Below are 21,383 nucleotides of genomic sequence, written 5' to 3' on the forward strand. Positions count from 1 at the left end.
ATCGGCGGGACCGCGGCCGGACAACGGACGGACATCGCCTTCAGGATCGGCATTGCCGAGGGGAGTGGGAGAGCGGGCCGCGGAGCCGGTACGCGGGACGGAGGGACGGCCGTGTGCCGTCCCTCCGTCCCGCACCGGAGCTCGTCGTCCGGTGTCAGAGCTTGACGATCATCTTTCCGGTGTTGTCACCGCGCAGGACGCCCAGGAACGCCTCGAGGTTGTTCTCGATGCCCTCGACGACGGTCTCCCGGTACTTGAGCTCGCCCGAGGCGATCCAGCCGCCGACCTCCCGCACGAACTCCGGCCGCAGGTCGTTGTGGTCACTCACCAGGAAGCCCTCGATGCGGCCCCGGGTCTGGATGAGGCGGGCGAGGTTGCGCGGGCCCGGCGCGGGCTCCGTGTTGTTGTAGACGGAGATCATCCCGCACACGGCGATCCGTCCGCCCCGGTTCAGCGAACCGATGGCGGCCTCCAGGTGGTCCCCGCCGACGTTGTCGAAGTAGACGTCGACGCCGTCCGGCGCGGCTTCGCGCAGTTGCCGGCTCACCGGGCCGTTCTTGTAGTTGAACGCGGCGTCGAATCCGTACTCCTCGACGAGCAGGGCGACCTTCTCGTCGGATCCGGCGGAACCGATCACCCGCGAGGCCCCCTTGAGCTTCGCGAGCTGCCCCACCTGGCTGCCGACGGCACCGGCGGCGCCGGACACGAAGACGGTGTCGCCCTCCTTGAGGGCGGCGATGCGCAGCAGTCCCGCGTACGCGGTGAACCCCGGCATGCCCAGCACGCCCAGGTAGGCGGAGAGCGGCGCGACCCCGGCGTCCACCTTGGCGGCGCTCTTCGCGTCCACCAGCGCGTACTCGCGCCAGCCGAAGCCGTGCAGCACGTGGTCGCCGACGGCCAGCCCTTCCGCGCCGGAGGCGACGACCTCGCCGACGGCGCCGCCCTGCATGGCCTCGCCCACCGCGTACGGCGCCACGTAGGACTTGGCGTCACTCATCCGGCCGCGCATGTAGGGGTCGACGGAGAGGTACATGTTCCGCACCAGCACCTGGCCCTCCCCCGGCGTGGGGATCTCCGCCTCGACCAGGGAGAAGTCCTCGGGCTTCGGCCAGCCCACGGGTCGGCTGGCCAGGTGCCATTCGCGGCCGGTGGCGGGGAGCGTGGGGGTGTCGGACATGGGGTGGGGCCTCTCCTCGAAGTGTTTCACCATCTGAAACAACCATGCCGTTGAATATTTCAGGATGTCAAGCATGTGGGTACCCTGGAGGCATGGCCGCCACACCCAGCTCCCCCGGACGCCCCGACGACCTGACGCTGGAGGTCGTCGGCCTCATCGGCTCGGTGGTGGCCCGCTACCACGAGGAGTACGAGGAGGCGGCGGCCGGACACGACCTCACCGGCGCGCAGGCCCGGCTCCTGAGCCTGCTCTGCCTGGAGCCCCTGCCGATGAGGAAGCTCGCCCACCGCCTGAAGTGCGAGCCGTCGAACGTCACCGGCATCGTCGACCGCCTGGAGTCCCGCGGCCTGGTCGAGCGCCGCCCGGACCCGGCGGACCGCCGCGTGAAGGTGGCGGCGGCGACGGAGGAGGGCCGCAGGGTGGCCCGCGGCCTGCGCGATGCGCTGCGTTTCGCCCGCGAGCCGCTGGCCGCCCTCACGGACGAGGAACGCCGCTCCCTGCGCGACATCCTGCGGACGATGCTGGACACCGAAGGGACGGCGCCCGGAGGCCGGGGGTGAGCAGCCGTCAGGTGCACCACCACAGGAAGCGGTTGCAGGTCTCCGAGGGTTCCGGCTCAGGTTCCGGGTCCGGGTCCGGGTCGGGGTCGGGCTTCGTGGGGGTCGGGTCCGGATCGTCCGGGTCGTCCGGGTCGTCCGGCTGAGCCGGGGGCTCCTGCGGCCCGCCCGTCGCCGGGTCGGCCGGGGAGGTGTCCGCGGGCTCCGACGGGGTCGCCTCGTCGGGCTCGTCCTCGGCCTCCCCCGATTCCTCGTCCGTGGGCGACTGCGAGACCGACGGCGAGCCGGACGCCTCCGGGGAGGGGGACGTCACGGCCGCGTCCCCGCCCGCGCCCGGCGCGCCGCCCGACTGCCGCGTCGGCTCGGTCTCGACCGGCCCGCCGGCCGGTGTCTCGTCCCCGGCCGCCGCCGACTCGGACTTCGTCCCGGGCGCGTCCAGTCCCAGCTCCGCGAGGCTCAACGCGCCCGCGGCCAGCACGAACCCCGCCACGACCGACAACGAACGCCGCCGTCGCCTGCGGTGCGCCGCGGCCTTGCGGTCCCGGCGGCTCTCACCCGCCCCTGAACCTTCGTCGCCTTCGTCGCCTTCGTCACCGTCATCCGCGGCCGAGGCGGCCCCGTCCGCGGGGTCCGCGGAGTCCACGGGCGAAGGGGACGCGGGGGGCGCGGGGTTCCGTCCCTGCCGTTTCCCGGGCCCGGCGGTCCCACCGGCCTCGCCGGTCCCGGCGGGACCCGGGGCCGCCCCCGGGGCCCGCTCGTGTCCGCGGTCCGGCCGAGGTCCGGATTCCGGCTCCGGCTCCGGCTCCGGCGGGTCGTTCTCGTACGCCGTCCGGGCGGCGTCGGAAGCCTCCGGGCGAGCCGGGAGGTTTTCGGCGGGGGTGCCGCACCCAGGGCAGGCGAGAGCGCCGTTGAGGTGCCTTCGGCACGGCTGGCAGTAGTCCATGACGCGTGAAGGCTAAGTTCCGCTCACGTCCGGTTCCTAGAGCAAGGTGTGAAGGTTTGGTAGGGACGCTTGCCCATAGGTTTCGAAACTGTCGAAACCGTTATGCGCGCGACCCATTGACACCCCCACCGCCCCGTCCTTACTGTCACGCCAGCATTTCGAACGTGTGACGAAATATCGAACACGTCGCACCGCACCAACGAACGATCACAGGGTCCACAACGCAGCGAGGGGCAACCGCCGTGCGTATCACCGGAATCAGCACACACGTGGTCGGGACGCCGTGGCGCAACCTGACGTACGTCCAGGTGCACACCGACGAGGGGATCACGGGAGTCGGCGAGACCCGGATGCTGGGGCACACCGACGCCCTTCTGGGTTATCTGAAGGAGGCCGAGGTCAACCACATCCTCGGCTCGGACCCGTTCGCCGTCGAGGACCTGGTCCGCCGGATGAAGTACGGCGACTTCGGCCGGGCCGGCGAGATCGTGATGTCCGGTATCGCCGTCGTCGAGATGGCCTGCTGGGACATCAAGGGCAAGGCCCTCGGCGTCCCCGTATGGCAGTTGCTCGGCGGCAGGGTGACCGACAAGGTCAAGGCGTACGCCAACGGCTGGTACACCACGGAGCGCACCCCGGAGGCGTACCACAAGGCCGCGCAGGCGGTGGTGGAGCGCGGCTACCGGGCCCTGAAGATCGACCCGTTCGGCACCGGGCACTTCGAACTCGACCACAAGGAGACCCTGTACGCCATCTCCCTGATCGAGGCGGTCCGCGACGCCATCGGCCCCGAGACCGAGCTGATGCTGGAGATGCACGGCCGCTTCTCCCCCGCCACCGCCGTCCGCCTCGCGCGGGAGCTGGCGCCGTTCGACCCGGCCTGGCTGGAGGAGCCGGTTCCGCCGGAGAACCTCAAGGCGCTGGAGAAGGTCGCCGCCAAGGTCGACATCCCGCTCGCCACCGGTGAACGCGTCCACGACCGCATCGAGTTCCGTGAGCTGTTCGAGAGCCAGGCCGTCGACATCCTGCAGCCGGACGTCGGTCACATCGGCGGCATCTGGGAGACGCGCAAGCTCGCCGCGACCGCCGAGACCCACTACATGCTGGTCGCGCCGCACAACGTCGGCGGCCCGGTGCTCACCGCCGCGTCCCTCCAGGTCGGCTTCACCTCACCGAACTTCAAGATCCTGGAGCACTTCAACGACTTCGCCGACGCGGAGATCAAGAAGGTCGTCAAGGGCGCCCCGCAGGTGAACCCGGAGGACGGCTGCTTCCACCTCTCCGACGCCCCCGGCCTCGGTGTGGAGCTGGACGTCGACGCGGCGGCCGAGTTCCCGCAGCAGCAGGCCCGGTTCGACCTGTGGGCCGAGGGCTGGGAGCAGCGCAAGCCCAAGGGCACGAAGTGACCGGGCGAACGGGCGGCCCCGCGGCCGCTCCCGGGAACTCCGTCGCCGTCGTCGTCGACGCCCCCGGCGCACACCGCCTGGTCGCGCACGAGCCGCGCGACCCCGGTCCCGGCGAGGCCCTGGTCCGGGTGCACGCGACCGGCATCTGCGGCAGTGACCGCGAGGTGTACCAGGGCAACCGCCCCGAGGGGTACGTGCGGTACCCGCTCACGCCGGGCCACGAGTGGTCCGGAACCGTGGAGCGGGTGGGCGCGGGCGTGCCCGCCTCGCTCACCGGCCGCAAGGTCGTGGGAGAGGGGTTCCGGAACTGCCAGGTGTGCGACCGCTGCCACGCCGGCGAGACGACGCTGTGCTCGGCGGGCTACGAGGAGACCGGGTTCACCCGGCCGGGGGCGATGGCCGCCACGCTGACCCTCCCGGCCCGCCTGCTGCACGTCCTGCCGGACGACGCCGACCTCACCGCGGCGGCGCTGCTGGAGCCGGCGGCCTGTATCGCCGCCGCCGCGCTCAAGGCGAACGCCGTGCCCGGCGAGCGGGTCGCCGTGGTCGGCACGGGCACCCTCGGCATGTTCGCGGTGCAGTTCCTGCGCGCGAACTCCCCGGCCGAACTGCTGGTCGTCGGCACCCGCGGCGACCGGGAGGAGCTGTCCCGGCGATACGGCGCCACCGATTTCCGCACCAAGGACCAGCTGCTCCCGGACGACTTCGACGTGGTGATCGAGACCGCCGGGTCCGCCGACGCGGCCCGCACGGCCGCCGCGCTGCTGAGGCGCGGCGGGCGGCTCGTCCTGACGGGCATCCCGGCGCCGGGCGCGGACGGTCTCGACCCGACGGACCTGGTCGTACGGCAGGTGGAGGTGCACACCGTCTTCGGGGCGCCGCCGGACGCCTGGGCGCACACGGTACGGGTGTTCGCCGCCGGGCTGCTCGATCCGCTGCCGCTGGTCACGCACGAGCTGCCGCTGGCCGGGTTCTCGGAGGCCATCGAGCTGGTGGGATCCGGCGACCCGAAGGTGGGCAAGGTCCTGTTGCGTCCCTAGGGCGCCCGATCGTGCGCCGGTACGGGGCGTCCTGACCGCCCCGTACCGGCGCACCCGCCCCGCGCCCCCGCCGCATCCGCCGGCCGTCTCCCCCGCCGCCCGTCCCCTGCCGCCCGCCTCCTCCCGTCGACCGCGCCCCTCCCGTTCCCTCCCACGGGCCGCGCACCTCGTCCGACATACCGAACAAAAGGACATCTTGTGACCGACGCTTCCGCCAAGGCAGCCCGCAGGCCCGGTGAGCAGGCGCTCACCGCGCTCGGCCTGGGCGCTCCCGCCCCCGACCCCGCCGACGCCTCGCCGCACTCCTTCCCCGGCGGCGGCCGCTGGCGCACCGAGGTCCCCTCCTGCGAGGGGCCCGAGGCGCTGGCGGTGGTCCTGAAGGAGGCCTCCCGGCTGGACGTGCCGATCCACCGGATCAGTCAGGGCAGCGGCGTCTGGATGCTGACCGACGCCGAGATCACCGAGATGGCCGAGGCCACCGCCGAACGGGACATCGAGCTCTGCCTGTTCACCGGTCCGCGCGGCACCTGGGACATCGGCGGCTCCACCCGCACCGACTCGCGCGGCGCCGGACTGCGCGCCCGGGGCCACGACGCGGTCGCCGGCTGCGTCGAGGACGCCGTACGGGCGACGGAGCTGGGCGTCACGTGCCTGCTCGTCGCCGACGAGGGGGTGCTGTGGACGCTGCACCGGGCGCGGGCGGCCGGGATCATTCCGCAGGACACCACCTTGAAGGTCTCGGCCCTCATCGGACCGGTCAACCCGGCCTCGTACGCGGTGTACGAGCAGCTCGGCGCCGACTCGATCAACGTGCCCAGCGATCTGACGCTGGATCATCTCACCGAGATCAGAAGGGCGTCGGCCACCCCGATGGACATGTACATCGAGGCCCCCGACGACCTCGGTGGCTACGTCCGGATGTACGAGGTGGCCGAACTGATCCGGCGCGGCGCGCCGTTGTACCTGAAGTTCGGCCTGTCCAAGGCGCCCGGGATCTATCCGTACGGGCACCACATGCGGGACGTCACCCTCGCCAGCGCCAAGGAGCGGGTGCGGCGCGGCCGGCTCGCCCTGGACCTGCTCGCCCGCCACGGCGCGGACGGCGACATGGCCCCGCTCGGTTCACGGCTCCCGGGAGATCTGCGCAGGTTCGGCATCTCGTCATAACGTTCCGGAAAATCGACTTCACAGAAGCAGACACAGACGCGCACAATCCCACACACCCCTTTCTCGGGATTGTCCGGCACCGCCTTCGCACCGCACCGCCCCGCACCACAGCTTCATCACCAAACCCCTTGGCCCGAAAGCGACTTCGCACCTCCGGGCCGCCCTGCACACACATCGAGGATGATGATCATGCGTAACCGCAGAGCCGTCACCGCCGCCATAGCCACCGCCGCCTCCCTCGCCCTCACCCTGTCCGCCTGCGGCCAGAGCGGTGAGGGCGGCAGCGAGGACGACAAGGGTGGCTCCGATGGAGCGACCATCGGCATCGCGATGCCGACCAAGTCCTCCGAGCGCTGGATAGCCGACGGCAAGTACGTCGTGAAGGAGGTGGAGTCCAAGGGCTACAAGACCAAGCTGGTCTTCGGCGAGGACGACCCGGACCAGCAGGTCGCCCAGGTCGAGAACCTGATCACGCAGGGCGTCAAGGCGCTGATCGTCGCGGCGATCGACAACAAGTCGCTGAACAACGTCCTGCAGCAGGCCAAGGACGCCGATATCCCGGTGATCTCCTACGACCGCCTGATCCTCGGCACGGAGAACGTCGGCTACTACGCCTCGTTCGACAACGAGAAGGTCGGCGAGCTCCAGGGCGGCTACATCGCCGACAAGCTCGGCCTGAAGGACGGCAGCAAGAAGGGCCCCTTCAACATCGAGCTGTTCGCCGGCTCCAACGACGACAACAACACCCGCTACTTCTTCCAGGGCGCGATGAAGGCCCTGCAGCCCTACATCGACAAGAAGCAGCTCGTCGTCAAGTCCGGCCAGACCGAGCTCAACCAGGTCACCACCCTGCGCTGGGACGGCGGCACCGCCCAGAAGCGCATGGACGACATCCTGACCTCGTCCTACAAGAGCGGGCGGGTCGACGCGGTCCTCTCCCCGTACGACGGCATCTCCATCGGCATCCTGTCGGCGTTGAAGTCGGACGACTACGGCTCCAAGAACAAGCCGCTGCCGATCGTCACCGGCCAGGACGCCGAGGTCGCCTCGGTGAAGTCGATCATCGCCGACCAGCAGTCCATGACGGTCTACAAGGACACCCGCGAGCTCGCCAAGGTCGCCACGAACATGATCGACGCGCTCCTGAACGACAAGGAGCCCGAGGTCAACGACACCAAGTCCTACGACAACGGCGTGAAGGTCGTGCCGGCCTACCTGCTGGAGCCGGTCGCCGTGGACAAGAGCAACTACCAGGAGGCCGTGGTCGACTCCGGCTACATCAAGGAGAGCGACCTCAAGTAGACGCCCCCGGCACACCGCCGTCACCTACGGATTGGAAGGCACGACCATGGCGGGACCCGTCCTGGAAATGCGCTCGATCGTCAAGACCTTTCCCGGCGTCAAGGCGCTGTCGGACGTCACTCTGACCGTCCGGCAGGGCGAGGTCCACGCCATCTGCGGCGAGAACGGCGCCGGCAAGTCGACCCTCATGAAGGTCCTCTCCGGCGTCCACCCGCACGGCACCTACGAGGGGGAGGTCCTCTTCGAGGAGGGCCTCTGCCGGTTCAAGGACATCAGGGCCAGCGAGCAGCAGGGCATCGTCATCATCCACCAGGAGCTCGCCCTGGTGCCGTACCTCTCCCTCGCGGAGAACATCTTCCTCGGCAACGAGCACGCCCGGCGCGGATTCGTCGACTGGCACGAGACGCTGCGGCACGCGACCGAACTGCTGCGCCGGGTGGGGCTCGACGACCACCCGGAGACCCGGGTCGCCGACATCGGCGTGGGCAAGCAGCAACTGGTGGAGATCGCCAAGGCGTTGTCGAAGAAGGTGAAGCTGCTCATCCTCGACGAGCCGACCTCGGCGCTCAACGACGAGGACAGCGGCAAGCTGCTCGACCTGATCCTCCAGCTGAAGGAACAGGGCATCACCTCGATCATCATCTCCCACAAGCTGAACGAGATCCGCGCGGTCGCCGACTCGGTGACGATCCTGCGGGACGGGCAGACCATCGAGACGCTCGACGTGAAGGCCCCGGAGACCACCGAGGACCGGATCATCAGCGGAATGGTCGGCCGCGACCTCGAACACCGCTTCCCGGAGCGGACCCCGCACCACCCCGAGGAGGGCACCGCCCCCGCTCTCGAGGTGCGCAACTGGACCGTGCACCACCCGATCGACCAGCAGCGCAAGGTCGTCGACGACGTGTCGTTGCAGGTCCGGCGCGGCGAGATCGTCGGCATCGCCGGCCTGATGGGCGCCGGCCGCACCGAGCTGGCGATGAGCCTGTTCGGCCGCACCTACGGCCGGTACGCGGGGGGCACGGTCCTGCGGGACGGCGAGGAGATCCGTACCAAGACCGTCCCCGAGGCGGTGCGGCACGGCATCGCGTACGTCACCGAGGACCGCAAGCACTACGGCCTGAACCTCATCGACACCATCAACCGCAACATCTCGCTCAGCGCGCTGGGCAAGGTCGCCAAGCGGGGCGTCGTGGACGAGCACAAGGAACGGCAGGTCGCCGAGGGCTTCCGGAAGTCCATGAACATCAAGACGCCGACGGTCTTCGAGCCGGTGGGCAAGCTGTCCGGGGGCAACCAGCAGAAGGTCGTCCTCAGCAAGTGGATCTTCGCCGGTCCCGAGGTGCTGATCCTGGACGAGCCGACCCGGGGCATCGACGTCGGCGCCAAGTACGAGATCTACAAGGTCATCGACCGACTGGCCGCCGAGGGCAAGGCGGTCGTCTTCATCTCCTCCGAGCTGCCCGAACTGCTCGGCATGTGCGACCGCATCTACACGATGGCCGCCGGGCGGCTGACCGGGGAGTTCTCGCGGGCCGAGGCATCCCAGGAATCGCTGATGCGTCGAATGACGAAGGACAAGAAGGATAAAGAGGTAACCCGATGAGCACGGATGTCACCGACAAGACCCCGGCCGCCGCGCCGCCGGGCAGGAACGGGGCGGGCACCGGTGACGGCCTGCTCCAGCTGATGCTGGACGGCATGCGCCGCAACATGCGCCAGTACGGCATGCTGATCGCCCTCGGCCTGATCGTGGCGCTGTTCGCGGTGTGGACCGAGGGCGACCTGCTGCTGCCGCGCAACGTGTCCAACCTGGTGGTGCAGAACAGCTACATCCTGATCCTGGCGATCGGCATGATGCTGGTCATCATCGCCGGCCACATCGACCTGTCGGTCGGCTCGCTGACGGCGTTCGTCGGCTCGATGGCCGCCGTGTTCATGGTCCGCAACGACCTGCCCTGGCCCGTCGCGGTGCTGCTGTGCCTGGCGGTGGGCGCGATCGCGGGCGCGGTACAGGGGTGGTTCATCGCGTACGGCGGGCTGCCGTCGTTCATCGTGACCCTGGCGGGCATGCTCACCTTCCGTGGTCTGACCGAGATCTTCCTCGACGGCCAGACCCTCGGCCCGTTCCCCAAGGGGCTGCAGACGACCGCCAACGGCTTCCTGCCCGAGGTCGGCCCGGACACGAACTACCACAACCTCACCCTGTTGCTCGGCCTCGGACTGATAACCCTCGTGGTGCTCCAGGAGGTCCGCGACCGCCGCCGCCAGCAGGAGTTCGCGCTCGACGTCCTGCCCGCCAAGCTGTTCCTGCTGAAGCTGGTGGCGCTGACCGCCGCCATCCTCACCGTCACGCTGCTGCTGGCCAGCTACAAGGGCGCCCCGATCGTGCTGCTGATCCTCGGCGCGCTGCTCGTCGGCTTCGGCTACGTGATGCGCAACGCCGTCATCGGCCGTCACATCTATGCCATCGGCGGCAACCTGCCCGCGGCCAAGCTGTCGGGCGTGCGGGACAAGAAGGTCACCTTCCTGGTCTTCCTGAACATGGGCATGCTCGCGGCCCTGGCGGGTCTGGTCTTCGCCGCCCGCTTCAGCGTGGCCTCGCCCAAGGCCGGCCTCAACTTCGAACTCGAGGCGATCGCGGCCGCGTTCATCGGCGGCGCGTCGATGAGCGGCGGTGTCGGCACCGTACTCGGTGCGGTCATCGGCGGTCTGGTCCTGGGCGTGCTGAACAACGGCATGAACCTCGTCGGCGTCGGCACCGACTGGCAGCAGGTCATCAAGGGCCTGGTGCTCCTGGCGGCGGTCGGCTTCGACGTGTGGAACAAGCGCAAGGTCGGTTCTTGACATGCTCCCTGGCCTAAGGCCCAGGGATTCCGGTCTGGGCCGTCTGACCCTTCCGGGGGCTTCCTGCTTCACCGCGCTGTGCGGGCACACGTGCCCGTCTTACCGGCACTCCACAGGCGTTTCGCGTCTCCGCCCGTCCGGCGGCGACGATACGGCGTCCTTCGAACAGGACGTTGCAGGCTGCGTTGTGGTCACGGTCGTGCACGGTGCCGCACGCCCCGCACGTCCACTCCCTCACGTGCAGGGGTTTGGGAACGTCCCGGAAGCCGCAGGCCGAGCAGATCTGAGAGGACGGGAAAGCACGGTCCACCTGAGCGAAGGTGCGGCCGTGCTTGACCGCCTTGTACTCCAGCATCCGGACGAACGCGGACCATCCCGCGTCGTACACGGACTTGGCAAGCCGGGTGCGGCCGAGACCGGACACCGCGAGGTCCTCCACGTACACCGCTTGGTTGTCGCGGATGATTTGTGTGGATGCCTTGTGTGGGAAGTCCCGGCGCTGGTTCGCGACCTTCGCGTGACAGCGTGCGACCTTGCGGCGGGCCTTGGCCCAGTTCTTCGATCCTTTCGTCTTCCGAGACAGCTCCCGCTGACCGCGCTTGAGCTTCTTCTCCGCCCGGCGCAGGAAGCGCGGGCTTCCGATCTTCCGCCCGTCGGAGAGGACTGCGAAGGCGGTCAGGCCGAGGTCGATACCGGTATCGATCTCGGCCTTGGGGAGAAGGTCCGGTTCGGTGTCCACGACGAAGCTGAGGAAGTGCCGTCCACAGCTGTCCCGGGTGACGGTCAACGACGTGGGTGCGGCCGGAAGCGGGCGGGACCACCTCACCGCCAGTTCACCGACCTTGGCCACATACACCGTGCTGTTCTCCCTCAGAGAGAAGGCGCTGGCGGTGAGACGGACCGACTGACGGGTGTCCTTCTTCGACTTGTAGCGGGGAGGGCCTGCCTTGCGGCCCTTCCGCTTGCCTTTGAGGCTGTCGAAGAAGTCCTTGTAGGCGGCATCCAGATCCCGCAGGGACTGCTGCAGGACAACCGCAGAGACGTCGGCGAACCAGGCGCGCTCGTCGGTGCGCTTGGCCTGGGTGATGCGCAGCCGGGACAGCTCCGCCGACGTCACGTACGGCAGCCCGGCCGCGTGCGCTTCCTTCCGGTCGCGCAGACAGTCGTTCCACACCACACGGGCACACCCGAAGGCACGCGCCAGCGCACGGCGCTGGGAGGCATCCGGGTAGGCCCGATAGTTATAGCGAAGCTGCACGAACCAAAACGCTACGGCTATTTCCCTCAACGCGTCACGGAACAACGAAAGGCATATAAGACGCATTACTTCCATGAGGGAGAGATGCGCTTGACCCTTGCGACGCGGTACCGGCACGAGATGTTGACATGCTGCGCAGAGGTCATGCGCACGGTCTGCGAGGAAGGGGAAACGAAGAAATTCGGCGGGCGATCACGACCACGTTCACCTCCTGATCCGCCACTCCATCGAACAGCAACAACGTGCGCTCTGAGGTGCACGTCAAAACAGCCTTGAGACGCTTTCGCCCCCGGCGTATGCGCTGAGGCCTTCTGTAAGAGTCCTCGGTCAGTCAGCTCGGGCCCGCCGGACGGCGGGGCCCCTTCCCTTTCGGGAGTTGCACATGGAACTGAGCAGACGCACGGTCATCGCAGGAGCCGGAGCGGCGGCGGCCGGAGCGGCCGCCACCACCGCCCTCGGCGGTACGGCCCACGCCTCACCGGGCAGGGGGAAGCCGGCGCGGACCCTCTTCGGCCGGCTCGCCGACGGCACGAAGGTGCACAGCTGGTCGCTGGCCAACGGCGGGACCCGGATGAAGGTCCTGTCCTACGGCGGCATCGTCCAGTCGCTGGAGGTCCCCGACCGCCGGGGCCGCCACGCCAACGTCTCCCTCGGCTTCGGCACGCTGGAGGAGTACGTCGCTTCCAGCCCGTACTTCGGCGCCCTGATCGGCCGCTACGGCAACCGGATCGGCAAGGGCCGCTTCACCCTCGACGGCACGGTCCACCGGCTCTCCGTCAACGACGGCGCCAACAGCCTGCACGGGGGCGCCCAGGGCTTCGACAAGCGGGTCTGGGACGTCGAGCCGTTCACCGAGGGGTCCGACATCGGACTGCGCCTGTCCTACGTCAGCGCCGACGGCGAGATGGGCTACCCGGGCACCCTGCGGACGAAGGTGACGTACACCCTCACCCGGCACGGCGACTGGCGCGTCGACTACGCGGCCACCACCGACCGGGCCACCGTCGTCAACCTCACCAGCCACGTCTACTGGAACCTCGCCGGCGAGAGCAGCGGCTCCGTCGGCGACCACGAGCTGTCCATCGCCGCCACCCGCTACACGCCGGTCGACGCGGGGCTGATCCCCACGGGCGAACTGGCCCGGGTCGGCGGCACCCCCTTCGACTTCCGCGGCGCCAAGCCGATCGGCCGGGACCTCCGCGTCGCCCACCCACAGGTGTTGTACGGGCAGGGGTTCGACCACAACTGGGTGCTCGACAAGGGGGTCAGCGCCCGCCCCGGGCACGCCGCCACCCTGCGCGACCCGTCCTCCGGCCGCACCCTGCGGATCGCCACCACCGAACCCGGACTGCAGTTCTACTCCGGCAACTTCCTCGACGGCACCCTCGTCGGCACCGGCGGGCGGGTCTACCGCCAGGGCGACGGGCTGTGCCTGGAGACCCAGCACTTCCCGGACTCGCCGAACCGGCCGTCGTTCCCGTCGACCGTGCTGCGGCCGGGCGAGACGTACCGGACGACGACGGTGCACTCGTTCGACGCCTGAGCTCCGCACACGGGTCCTGACGGGCCCGGGGAGGCCCGCCCGGAGCGCGTGACGCACGCAACACGCCCAGGGTTCACGTCGTCACACTTTTTTCACACCAGTTGAACAGCGCCACACCCCCCTCCGTATGTACGGGTGGCCCGCGCTCCCCCGCGCGGGCCACCCACGCATGACGGGCCCGGAACCTCCCCGCCGGGCCCGCCGCACCCGGAGGTTCCATGGCCGACAACGTCACCTCGTTGTTCCGCAGCAACGCGGCGCACAGCCCCTCGATGGCTGCGCTGGCTCGGGAGAGCGACGGGGCCGGCCTGGTGGACTTCTGCATTCCCTGCAACCCTTACTTCCCCACCCCCGCCATGTTCGAGGACATGGCGACGCGGCTGCGCGAGATCATCACGTACTACCCGAGCGGCGCCGACACCATCACGGCCGAACTGTGCAGCCTGCTCCAACTCCCGCCGCAGTGCGTGGCGATGGGCAACGGCTCGACGGAACTCATCACCTGGATCGACCACCTGCTGGTCCGCAAGTCCCTCGCCGTCCCCGTCCCCACCTTCGGCCGCTGGACCGACCAGCCCATGGAGACCGGCAAGCGGGTCGACATGTTCCCGCTCCAGGAGTCCGGCGGCTTCGCCCTCGACCTCGCCCAGTACGCCGAGTTCATCCGCGCGCGGGGCACCAAGGTCGCGGTGATCTGCAATCCCAACAACCCCGACGGCGGCTTCCTGCCCAAGCACGCGGTCGTGCAGTTCATGGACGCGATGGCCGACCTGGACCTGGTGGTGATCGACGAGTCGTTCCTGGAGTTCGCCGACGCCGAGGTGGAACCGTCGGTGGTGCAGGAGGCGATGCTGCGCCCCAACGTCATCGTCCTGCGCAGCCTCGGCAAGAACTTCGGTCTGCACGGCATCCGGTTCGGCTACCTCGTCGCCAACCCCGCGCTCGCCGGCCGCGTCCGCTCGATGCTGCCCAAGTGGAACCTCAACTCCTTCGCCGAGCACGTGGTGTTCATGCTGAAGGAGCACGGCACCGAGTACCAGCAGAGCCTCCACCAGGTGCGCCGCGACCGGATGGACATGTCCGGCCAGCTCTCCTCACTGCCCGGTCTGACGGTCTACCCGTCCCAGGGCAACTTCCTCTTCGTGCGCCTCCCCGTGGGCGCCGAAGGCACCGTGGTCCGGGACCGCATGCTCACCGAGCACCGGCTCCTGGTCCGCGAGTGCGGCAACAAGATCGGCTCGTCCAGCCGCTTCCTGCGTCTCGTGGTACGTCCGCAGGTGGACGTACGTCGCCTGGTGTCCGGCCTGGAACAGGTGCTCTACGGGACCTCCAGGAGGGGAGCCGCCGTGCCCGAGCAGGCCACAGGGACCGGCTACAGCTCGGGCACGGCGGCGATAGACCGCCTGTTCAGCGAGACCAACGGCGCCGGTACCCAGGGCCTCGCCGCCCAGGCCATCGGCGCCGGTACAGGGGCGCCGGGTCTCCCCGCCGCTCCGGCCGCCGGCATCGGCATGCCGCTCCCCGCCGTCCCGTCCCCGGTTCCGGTGGGCGCGGACGCCGGGATGCCCATGCCGGCGGCAGCCTCGTCGGGGCCGCAGCAGATGCCCCAGCAGGCGCCACAGCCCCTGCAGCCCCCACCCCAGCAGGCGCCACAGCCCCTGCAATCCCCGCCCATGCAGTCCCCGCCGGTGCCGCAGCAGCCGGTTCCCCAGCAGATGCCGCAACAGATGCCTCAGCAAATGCCGCAGCAGATGCCTCAGCACCCCCTGGCGGCTCCGGCTCAGGTACCCGCGCCAGCCCCGGTGCCCGCTCCGATGCCCGCCGCGGCGTCGTACCCGTCCCCGCAGATGCCCACCGGTCCCACACCGCCCGGTGTCCCCGCCCGCGGCGGCCTGACGGCGGCGCAGGTCAGAGGCACCGACGGCCTGTCCCAGGCCCCGGGAGCCAGTTGGTCCGGAGCGCAGAGCTGGCCGGAGGCGGCCGGCATGGGCCAGCTGAGCTGACAGACCCCCCACGGGACACACGGGGCGCGTCGGGGTACCGCGAAGGCACCCCGACGCACCCGAGGTCCCGGTCCGGTCAGACCGGGTTGAGCCGCCACTGCTGGCAGGCGTTGTTCAGCCAGGTCCACTGCCGTACGTCGGCCGCGTCCGCGGTGGAGCAGTCGGCGACGTCGGCGACCTTGCCGGTGGCCTGGTTGAGGATCCGGACGTGGCCGCCGTCGGTGGCGACGAACCGGAACCGCTGGCAGGTGTTGTTCAGCCACGACCACTGGCGCAGGTCGGCCCCGTCGGCGGCGGAGCAGTTCTCGGTGTCCAGCACCTTGCCGGTGGAGACGTTGAGCAGCCGGTGCGTGTCGTCGCCGAGGTCCTCCAGCCGCCAGCGCTGGTGGGCGCCGCCGTTGCAGGCGTACTGCTGCACGTTGGCCCCGTCGGCGCTCGAACCTCCGGCGACTTCCAGGCACTTGCCGCTGTTGCGGTTGGTGAGGGTGTAGGTGGCGGCGACGGCCGCGGGCTCGCCCGAGGGTCCGGTCTGACTCGCCCCGAGCCGTACGGGCGTACCGAGGTTCGGTGAGCCGTCGGAGTTCCAGGTGAACTTCTGGGCCCGTGCGGTGCGCCCGTTGTCGCAGCCGTCGGAGGTGGAGTCGTTGGCGTGGTACACGATCCAGCTCTCGCTCCCGTCCGGCGAGGTGAAGAACCCGTTGTGCCCCGGCCCGTACACGCCGTTGCCGTCGCTGCGCTGGAAGACGGGCGTGGACTTCTTGGTCCAGGACGACGCGGAGGTGGGGTCGGAGCCGGTGAGGGAGAGCTGCCCGAGTTTGTAGTCGGGGGTCCAGCAGCCGCTGGCGGAGTAGATGAGGAAGGTCCGCCCGCCCCGCTGCAGGATCTCCGGCCCCTCGTTGACGGTCCCGCCCTGGCGTTCCCAGTCGTGGGTGGGCGTGGAGACGGTGGAGAAGGAGGAGCTCACCGTGTACGGGTTGGACATGCGGGCGGCGACGACGTTCTGCGTCCCGTTGTGGGTGCTGCCGAACAGGTACAGCTGCCCGTTGATGGTGGCGACGGTCGGGTCCAGCATCCAGGAGGAGTTGAGCTGCCCCTTGTAGGTGTACGGCCCCAGGGGGTCGGATCCGGTGCTCTCCAGGACGTGGCTGCGCTGGGTGGGGTTGTAGTCGGAGACGTTCTGCCCGGCGACGTAGTACAGGTACCAGCGGCCGTTGAGGTAGTGCAGTTCGGGTGCCCAGATGTTGCAGCACCGGGAGGCCGCGTCGCCCTGCCACACCTGGACGCTGGGGGCGGTGGCGAGTCCGGCGAGGGTGGCCGACCTGCGGATGGTGATGACGTCGGTCCAGGACGTGCTGATGAGGTAGTAGTCGCCCCCGTGGCGGACGATCCAGGGGTCGGCGCCCTTCTGGGCCTTGACGGGATTGCCGAACGAGGCCGCCTGCGCGGAGGACTGCCCGAGCGAGAGGGCGAGCAGCAGCGCGGCCAGCAGGGTCAGTAGGCGACGGGCCATCCGCTGCTCCAGTTCAGGAGGTTGATGCCGAGCTTGGGGGTGCCGTTGTCGTTGGCGTCGTAGTAGTGGTAGACGATCAGGTCGCCGTCGACGTCGTTCATGATCGACTGTCCGCCGGGGCCGACGATGCTGCCGTGCGACTCCAGCACGGGCGTCCCGCCGTTGCTCATCATCGAGACGCCGTTCTTGTCGCGGTACGGCCCGGTGATGCTGGTGGCGCGGCCGACCTTGACCTTGTAGGTGGAGCTGGTGCCGGCGCAGCAGGTGTCGTAGGACGCGAACAGGTAGTAGTACCCGCTCCGTTTGACGATGAAGGGCGCCTCGACGGCCTTGGTCCCGGTGGGCCGGGAGGCGAGGGAGTAGCGGGTGGTGTTGCTCGAGAGCTGCTTCCCGCTGGACGGGTTGATCTGGATCATCTTGATCCCGGTCCACCAACTGCCGAAGGAAAGCCACCACTTGCCGTCGTCGTCGACGAAGAGGTTGGGGTCGATGGCGTTGTGGTCGCTGGAGGAGCTGGACGTGTGGACGGTGCCCTGGTCGGTCCAGCTCCCCGGCTGCCCAGTGCTGGAGGTGGCGAGCCCGATGGCGGAGGTGTTGGAGCCGAACTTCGAGACGGAGTAGTACATCAGGTACTTGCCGCCGTGGTACGAGATGTCGGGCGCCCACGCCTCCGGGACGGAGGAGTAGGTCCGCCACCAGCTCGGGCGCGAGGAGAAGGCGTCCGCCCCGGCGCTGAAGGCGGTGCGGTCGCTCGACGTCTTGTTGCTGATGCCGCCGCCGGTCGCGTACAGCAGGTACTGCCCCGACGACGTCCGCATCATCGACGGGTCGTGGGTGACGACGGAGCCGGTGACCCGGCCGGGGTTGGGGTACGCCGACGCGGTGCTCGGCATGAGGGCGAGCAGGGCGGCGGTGGGGAGAGCGAGGAGGACGGTGCGTTTGCGGAGGAAGCTGCGGCGCATGCGGGTCTCCTTGCGGTGGGGGTCAGAGCGCGTCCGTGATATCGAACAACGATCGCAAGTTCGAACGGGACCGTAGAATCGAACCACTTGCGCGTCAATGACCCTCGCAGTCCCAATCGACGCCCACCTCGGCGCGAACCGTCTTCCCGGGCGGCTCCCGGTCCATCACCTCCCACCGGTCGGCGAGCGCCTCGACGAGCAGGAGTCCGCGACCGCACTCGTCGAGAGGGCGCGGGGCTCCCGCACCACCGGGCTCAGGCGGATACGGCGGCCCGGTACGCGTATCGGTCACCTCGACGCGGACGCCGACGGCAAGGCGGGTGAGCGCCGACTCGAAGTCCCGACCCGGCACACGGCCGTGCGTCACGGCGTCGGCGGCGAGCTCGCCGACGATCAGCGCGAGGGCGTCGGAGACGTCCGTCGCCGATACCAGGCCTCGGCTCCGGTCTACGGGGTGCCGTTAACGAGCGGCGAACCAAGTGACAAGTAACCTGCCGGTAGCTTTCAGGCCTTCGGCGCGGTGGTCTTCTTCGGCTGTCGGGGCACGGTCTTGGTCTTGTCGAGGTGTCCGTACACCGTGGAATGGGGCACGTTGAACATGTCGGCGATCTGCTGAACGGTCTTCTCGCGGGCGTCGTAGAGCTGCTGGGCCAGCTCGGCCTGGTCGGCCGTGAGCTTCGGCCGCCGTCCGTCGACCCGGCCGCGGGCCCGCGCGGAGGCGAGCCCGTCGTTCGTACTCGCCACGATCAGCTCGCGCTGGAGCTCCGCGAGCACGCTGAGCATCCCGAACATGGCCCGGCCCTCCATGGTGGAGGTGTCGATGCCCTGCTCGATGACGTGCAGCCCGATCCCGCGCTCGCGTAGCTCGGCGCCGAGGGTCACCAGGTGCAGCACGGAGCGGGAGAGCCGGTCGAGCCGGGTGACCTTCAGTGTGTCGCCCTCGCGCATCAACTGCATGACGAGATCGAGTTTGGGGCGGGAGGCTTTCGCGCCGCTGGCGACGTCGACGTGGATGTTGTCGCGGTCGACGCCGTTGCGGAGAAGCGCGTCGATCTGGTGGTCGGGGTTCTGGTCGGCCGTCGAAGTGCGGCAGTAGCCAAGAAGCATTGTCGGAAACTACCCCGCCAGCCGTTCTCCGACGTTGTTTTCCGACGCGAGTTGTCGACAGTGCTCACCTGCGGGTTCGTGATCGCGGGGTGGAGTGTCGACAGACGGTGCCGACACTCAGGGGCAGCCTCCCGGCGGTTGGTCGGATCATCCTGCGAGTCGTTCCCGGGCGTACTCGCGCAGCTCGATCATCGGTTGCTCGGTCCGGTCGTCCAGGCGGTGGATGAGTGCGGAAGCGAGGTCGATGCACCGATTGGCCCCGGAGGCGAGTGCGGTGTCGAGAGCTGTGCGGGCATCGGCCGCAGCGGCGGAGGCGTCGCGGTTGCGGAGTGAGCCTTCGGCCCGGTAGGTCAGGAACACTGCTCTGGTACGGGAGCGGCGTGGATCGAGGTCGCCCAGTCCGGAGTCGATCGCGGTGCCGGCACGACCGGGGTCGCCGAGGTCGAGCCAGCACCGCCCCGCGTCCGCGTTGACGTCCGCCATCGACATCCAGGACACCACCGGGGGTGTGTCCTGCGGGCGCATCCGGTCCAGTTCGTTCTCAGCGGAGGTCAGGGCGCGCCCGGTTCCGGTGTGATCTTGGAGTACGGCGCAGGCCCGTGCACGGCGTACGTCGAGCAGGGAGCGGGCGGCCGGCGTACGGGTCCGGGAGCGGGCATGCTCCAGCACTTTGATCGCGTCGGCGGGCCTGGACAACCAGGTGGCCTGGTAGCCGAGATCGGATAACGCGACGGCGGCGAGATCGCGGTCCCCGGCCTGGTGTGCGGCGTGGACGGCGGTCTGCCAGTGGCGTTGGGCATCCGCGTGCCGGTCGGCGTCGAAGCGCAGCCAGGCGGCGCAGTGCGCGAGGTCGGCGGCCACGGCGTGGAGGCGGCGGCCCATTGCTGAGCTGTAGCGGTCCTGGGTGATCAGGTCGATCGCAGTGTTCAGATGGGCGTCGATGAGACCGGAGACCTGCCGGTGCGTTCCGGCGGCAAGGGTGCGTAGCTCGCCGGAACGCTGCTCCAGCCACCTCAGGAGTTCCTCGTCGATCTGTTGTCCGCCCAGGGCCTGGGACAGGTGGCGTGGCTCGATGCGGGCCCAGTCGGCGGCGACCTCGATGAGGGCGCTGCTGCTGAGTACCAGGAAGGATCGTCGGTCCATGCGGGTGATCTGCACCTCTTTCAGGGCGGCCCGGCTTCCCGAGGGGCTGAACGGGGCGGGATGTTCGAAGGCGGGCAGCCAGTGGGGCCATCGCAGCTGGTCGAACGCGGCGGCGGGAACATCGAGGACCTCGGCCAGCAGCAGCTGGCTCTCCTCGCTCGGGGTGGTTCCTGTCTCCCAGAGCCAGATCCGGTTGCGGTCGATACCGCTGCGCAGGCCACGCCTGCGGGCCTGCGCACGAAGCAGACGGGCGAGGTCCTCTCCGGACCAGTGGTGACTGCGGCGCAGATGCGCCAGCGGATGACGGTCCAGCTCCATGTCGCCCCCTCCGATACTGACGCCGCCCCTTCACCATGCCGTACCCGGGCAGGGGTTGAGGAGGCTTCACCGAGGCCGGGCACACACCGGCCACACAGTCATCCCCTGGAGCAGGGCGGGGCCCGGTGGTGTCCTCGACGGCGTGACGCCGCGCATCCGCGCGGTGCCGTCGAGAAGGGCTGGTCCTTACGTGAACACACTGGATTGCTTCGCTGATCTGTCCGGAGCCACCGTCACCGTGACCGGAGGCTTCGGACTGGTCGGCAGCCGCATCGTGCACAAACTCCGCACGCTGGGCGCCAAGCCGCTGGCCGTGGGTCGTCTGGATGCCTACGGAAGTTCCGTCTACTCCTCCGTGTTCGGCATCGCGCCCGGGGACGTGGACGTCGTCGCCGGCGACATCACCGACGCCCCGCTGATGAACGACCTGATCTCGCGCAGTGATTACGTCATCCACGCCGCGGCGCTGGCCGACGTCGCGGAGTGCACCCGTAATCCGGCGGCCGCGCTGGAAGCCAATATCCGCGGTACCCAGACTGTGCTGGATGCCGCGGGCCGGCACAGCGGCACGCTGAGGCGACTGGTCTTCGTCTCCTCGGCCAGCGTCTACGGCGTCGGCCACGGTTCGCCGGACGCGGGGGCAAAGTTCAGCGAGGACGATGTGCTGACGCCCGGGTCGATCTACGCCAACACCAAACTGTGGGGCGAGCATCAGACCGCCCTCGCCCTGGGCGGCTCCGACGATTCGTACGCGATCGTGCGGTACTTCTCCGTCTACGGACAGCCGCAGGTGGTCAAGGAGAACAGTCACAGCTGGGTGGTGGCCTGGTTCGCGATGCGGGCCGCACTCGGCCTGCCGCTTCACCTCAACGGCGGGGGCCACCAGGTGCGGGACTTCGTGCACGTCGACGACATCGCGGAGGCGACCCTGCTGGCGGCGGTGACCGAGCACGCAGATCGTACGACGCTCAACGTCGGCACCGGCCGGGCCACTTCCATCCGGCAGATCGCCGACCGGGTACGCCGCCGCCATTCCGGTGCGCGGATCATCGAGACCCCGCGGCCGCAGGGCGATCCGCTCGGGGCTTGCGCCGACATCA

17 protein-coding genes and 1 pseudogene are annotated in these 21,383 nt (G+C 69.6%); 10 read left to right on the forward strand and 8 right to left on the reverse strand.

Annotation, left to right across the window (positions count from 1 at the left end; genetic code table 11):
• Window positions 1–154 precede the first annotated feature (154 nt).
• Entirely contained in the window at window positions 155–1,177 is a 1,023-nt protein-coding gene (locus OHB56_RS13540; protein ID WP_406353455.1) for an NADP-dependent oxidoreductase, read from the reverse strand.
• Between the two features lie 92 nt (window positions 1,178–1,269).
• Between OHB56_RS13540 and OHB56_RS13545 the strand changes: the two genes are divergently transcribed.
• A complete protein-coding gene (locus OHB56_RS13545; RefSeq protein ID WP_406353457.1) occupies window positions 1,270–1,737 on the forward strand; it encodes a MarR family winged helix-turn-helix transcriptional regulator in 468 nt (155 codons plus the stop codon).
• A 7-nt stretch (window positions 1,738–1,744) separates the two neighbouring features.
• On the opposite strand, the gene OHB56_RS13550 is transcribed toward OHB56_RS13545, so the two are convergent.
• Window positions 1,745–2,377: a hypothetical protein gene (locus OHB56_RS13550; protein WP_406353459.1), complete on the reverse strand. Its 633-nt coding sequence runs from the start codon at window positions 2,375–2,377 to the stop codon at window positions 1,745–1,747.
• A gap of 542 nt (window positions 2,378–2,919) precedes the next feature.
• On the opposite strand from OHB56_RS13550, the gene OHB56_RS13555 reads away from it, so the two are divergent.
• The 6 genes from OHB56_RS13555 to mmsB all read left to right on the forward strand — a co-directional run bounded on the left by OHB56_RS13555 (window position 2,920) and on the right by mmsB (window position 10,439).
• Window positions 2,920–4,083: a mandelate racemase/muconate lactonizing enzyme family protein gene (locus OHB56_RS13555; RefSeq protein ID WP_406353460.1), complete on the forward strand. Its 1,164-nt coding sequence runs from the start codon at window positions 2,920–2,922 to the stop codon at window positions 4,081–4,083.
• The gene (locus OHB56_RS13560; RefSeq protein ID WP_326752524.1) at window positions 4,080–5,123 is read left to right on the forward strand and encodes an alcohol dehydrogenase catalytic domain-containing protein; all 1,044 of its coding nucleotides are present in this window, start codon (window positions 4,080–4,082) and stop codon (window positions 5,121–5,123) included. Before OHB56_RS13555 ends, OHB56_RS13560 begins: the two co-directional genes overlap by 4 nt.
• Before the next feature lie 198 nt (window positions 5,124–5,321).
• Window positions 5,322–6,290: a hypothetical protein gene (locus OHB56_RS13565; RefSeq protein WP_406353462.1), complete on the forward strand. Its 969-nt coding sequence runs from the start codon at window positions 5,322–5,324 to the stop codon at window positions 6,288–6,290.
• A gap of 189 nt (window positions 6,291–6,479) precedes the next feature.
• Window positions 6,480–7,592 (forward strand): multiple monosaccharide ABC transporter substrate-binding protein, encoded by a 1,113-nt coding sequence (chvE, locus tag OHB56_RS13570; protein ID WP_406353464.1) that lies wholly within the window; start codon window positions 6,480–6,482, stop codon window positions 7,590–7,592.
• A 46-nt stretch (window positions 7,593–7,638) separates the two neighbouring features.
• Complete coding sequence (gene mmsA, locus OHB56_RS13575) at window positions 7,639–9,198, forward strand: multiple monosaccharide ABC transporter ATP-binding protein (protein WP_406353466.1); 1,560 nt, start codon at window positions 7,639–7,641, stop codon at window positions 9,196–9,198.
• A complete protein-coding gene (mmsB, locus tag OHB56_RS13580) occupies window positions 9,195–10,439 on the forward strand; it encodes a multiple monosaccharide ABC transporter permease (RefSeq protein WP_406353468.1) in 1,245 nt (414 codons plus the stop codon). The genes mmsA and mmsB overlap by 4 nt, the downstream gene beginning before the upstream one ends.
• 13 nt (window positions 10,440–10,452) lie before the next feature.
• Here mmsB and OHB56_RS13585 read toward each other — a convergent pair whose 3' ends face one another.
• Entirely contained in the window at window positions 10,453–11,697 is a 1,245-nt protein-coding gene (locus OHB56_RS13585) for an RNA-guided endonuclease InsQ/TnpB family protein (RefSeq protein WP_406353470.1), read from the reverse strand.
• Window positions 11,698–12,079: 382 nt separating this feature from the next.
• On the opposite strand from OHB56_RS13585, the gene OHB56_RS13590 reads away from it, so the two are divergent.
• A complete protein-coding gene (locus OHB56_RS13590; RefSeq protein WP_406353472.1) occupies window positions 12,080–13,240 on the forward strand; it encodes an aldose epimerase family protein in 1,161 nt (386 codons plus the stop codon).
• 218 nt (window positions 13,241–13,458) lie between these two features.
• Window positions 13,459–15,243: a pyridoxal phosphate-dependent aminotransferase gene (locus OHB56_RS13595; RefSeq protein ID WP_406353474.1), complete on the forward strand. Its 1,785-nt coding sequence runs from the start codon at window positions 13,459–13,461 to the stop codon at window positions 15,241–15,243.
• 76 nt (window positions 15,244–15,319) lie between these two features.
• Here OHB56_RS13595 and OHB56_RS13600 read toward each other — a convergent pair whose 3' ends face one another.
• The 5 genes from OHB56_RS13600 to OHB56_RS13620 all read right to left on the reverse strand — a co-directional run bounded on the left by OHB56_RS13600 (window position 15,320) and on the right by OHB56_RS13620 (window position 20,283).
• Window positions 15,320–16,753, reverse strand: a complete 1,434-nt coding sequence (locus OHB56_RS13600; RefSeq protein WP_406353476.1) for a family 43 glycosylhydrolase — start codon at window positions 16,751–16,753, stop codon at window positions 15,320–15,322.
• Complete coding sequence (locus OHB56_RS13605; protein ID WP_406353477.1) at window positions 16,735–17,715, reverse strand: arabinan endo-1,5-alpha-L-arabinosidase; 981 nt, start codon at window positions 17,713–17,715, stop codon at window positions 16,735–16,737. The genes OHB56_RS13600 and OHB56_RS13605 overlap by 19 nt, the downstream gene beginning before the upstream one ends.
• 94 nt (window positions 17,716–17,809) lie before the next feature.
• Entirely contained in the window at window positions 17,810–18,082 is a 273-nt protein-coding gene (locus OHB56_RS13610; protein WP_406353479.1) for an ATP-binding protein, read from the reverse strand.
• Window positions 18,083–18,219: 137 nt separating this feature from the next.
• Window positions 18,220–18,822 carry a recombinase family protein gene (locus tag OHB56_RS13615; protein WP_406353481.1) on the reverse strand — a complete coding sequence of 201 codons (603 nt, stop codon included), beginning with the start codon at window positions 18,820–18,822 and terminating at the stop codon, window positions 18,220–18,222.
• A 147-nt stretch (window positions 18,823–18,969) separates the two neighbouring features.
• The gene (locus OHB56_RS13620; RefSeq protein ID WP_406353483.1) at window positions 18,970–20,283 is read right to left on the reverse strand and encodes an XRE family transcriptional regulator; all 1,314 of its coding nucleotides are present in this window, start codon (window positions 20,281–20,283) and stop codon (window positions 18,970–18,972) included.
• Here OHB56_RS13620 and OHB56_RS13625 point away from each other — a divergent pair.
• A pseudogene (locus tag OHB56_RS13625) lies at window positions 20,282–21,382 on the forward strand (NAD-dependent epimerase/dehydratase family protein); the annotation flags it as partial. The gene OHB56_RS13620 and the pseudogene OHB56_RS13625 overlap by 2 nt on opposite strands.
• Window position 21,383 lies beyond the last annotated feature (1 nt).

Source organism: Streptomyces sp. NBC_01635 (assembly GCF_045209715.1).
Lineage (GTDB): Bacteria > Actinomycetota > Actinomycetes > Streptomycetales > Streptomycetaceae > Streptomyces > Streptomyces hirsutus.

Excerpts from the sequence above, each read along its gene's own strand:
- OHB56_RS13540 (WP_406353455.1), bottom strand. The coding sequence starts at position 1,177 with ATGTCCGACACCCCCACGCTCCCCGCCACCGGCCGCGAATGGCACCTG.
- OHB56_RS13545 (WP_406353457.1), top strand. The coding sequence starts at position 1,270 with ATGGCCGCCACACCCAGCTCCCCCGGACGCCCCGACGACCTGACGCTG.
- chvE (WP_406353464.1), top strand. The coding sequence starts at position 6,480 with ATGCGTAACCGCAGAGCCGTCACCGCCGCCATAGCCACCGCCGCCTCC.
- mmsA (WP_406353466.1), top strand. The coding sequence starts at position 7,639 with ATGGCGGGACCCGTCCTGGAAATGCGCTCGATCGTCAAGACCTTTCCC.
- mmsB (WP_406353468.1), top strand. The coding sequence starts at position 9,195 with ATGAGCACGGATGTCACCGACAAGACCCCGGCCGCCGCGCCGCCGGGC.
- OHB56_RS13590 (WP_406353472.1), top strand. The coding sequence starts at position 12,080 with ATGGAACTGAGCAGACGCACGGTCATCGCAGGAGCCGGAGCGGCGGCG.
- OHB56_RS13595 (WP_406353474.1), top strand. The coding sequence starts at position 13,459 with ATGGCCGACAACGTCACCTCGTTGTTCCGCAGCAACGCGGCGCACAGC.
- OHB56_RS13600 (WP_406353476.1), bottom strand. The coding sequence starts at position 16,753 with ATGGCCCGTCGCCTACTGACCCTGCTGGCCGCGCTGCTGCTCGCCCTC.
- OHB56_RS13605 (WP_406353477.1), bottom strand. The coding sequence starts at position 17,715 with ATGCGCCGCAGCTTCCTCCGCAAACGCACCGTCCTCCTCGCTCTCCCC.
- OHB56_RS13615 (WP_406353481.1), bottom strand. The coding sequence starts at position 18,822 with ATGCTTCTTGGCTACTGCCGCACTTCGACGGCCGACCAGAACCCCGAC.
- OHB56_RS13620 (WP_406353483.1), bottom strand. The coding sequence starts at position 20,283 with ATGGAGCTGGACCGTCATCCGCTGGCGCATCTGCGCCGCAGTCACCAC.